This is a genomic window from Nocardia sp. NPDC046763 (assembly GCF_040645495.1).
Classification (GTDB): Bacteria; Actinomycetota; Actinomycetes; order Mycobacteriales; family Mycobacteriaceae; genus Nocardia.
The window spans coordinates 1228-2348 of sequence record NZ_JBEYYI010000079.1 but is presented as its reverse complement, the minus strand read 5'-3'; the positions used below and the strand labels follow the sequence as shown (position 1 = coordinate 2348).

The 1121-nt window shown below is 57.6% G+C and carries 1 other annotated feature (running past both ends of the window).

Features of this window, described 5'->3' with window-relative positions:
* Positions 1-1121, bottom strand: a sequence feature (mutual gap in cmsearch alignment for this rRNA model is longer than 100) (it extends past both window edges: 1618 nt to the left, 386 nt to the right).

The following is a 1121-nucleotide window of genomic DNA, read 5'->3' as shown; positions in this document are numbered from 1 at the left end:
AGCCACCCGAAGGTGGTCCATTGGGTTTTGGACAGTTAGCAAAACCGGCTCGCCATTGGGCGCGGATACACGGGTACGGGAATATCAACCCGTTGTCCATCGACTACGCCTGTCGGCCTCGCCTTAGGTCCCGACTCACCCTGGGCGGATTAACCTGGCCCAGGAACCCTTGGTCATTCGGCGGACGAGTTTCTCACTCGTCTTTCGCTACTCATGCCTGCATTCTCACTCGCGCAGCCTCCACGGCTGGATCACTCCGCCGCTTCCCTGGCTACACGACGCTCCCCTACCCATCCAGACTCCTGGCTCGAAAGCGGGATAATGTCTGAATGCCGCGGCTTCGGCGGTGTACTTGAGCCCCGCTACATTGTCGGCGCAGGATCACTTGACCAGTGAGCTATTACGCACTCTTTCAAGGGTGGCTGCTTCTAAGCCAACCTCCTGGTTGTCTTCGCGACCCCACATCCTTTTCCACTTAGTACACGCTTAGGGGCCTTAGCCGGCGATCTGGGCTGTTTCCCTCTCGACTACGAAGCTTATCCCCCGCAGTCTCACTGCCACGCTCTCACACACCGGCATTCGGAGTTTGGCTGACTTCGGTAAGCTTGTGGGCCCCCTAGGCCATCCAGTAGCTCTACCTCCGGCGTGAAACACGTGACGCTGCACCTAAATGCATTTCGGGGAGAACCAGCTATCACGGAGTTTGATTGGCCTTTCACCCCTACCCACAGCTCATCCCCTCAGTTTTCAACCTAAGTGGGTTCGGGCCTCCACGACGTCTTACCGTCGCTTCACCCTGGCCATGGGTAGATCACTCCGCTTCGGGTCCATAGTGTGCGACTCAGGCGCCCTATTCGGACTCGCTTTCGCTACGGCTCCCCCACACGGGTTAACCTCGCCACACACCGATGACTCGCAGGCTCATTCTTCAAAAGGCACGCCATCACCTTATAAGGGCTCTGACGGATTGTAAGCGCACGGTTTCAGGTACTATTTCACTCCCCTCCCGGGGTACTTTTCACCTTTCCCTCACGGTACTAGTCCGCTATCGGTCACCAGGTAGTATTCAGGCTTATCGGGTGGTCCCGACAGATTCACAGCAGATTTCACGGGCCCGCTGC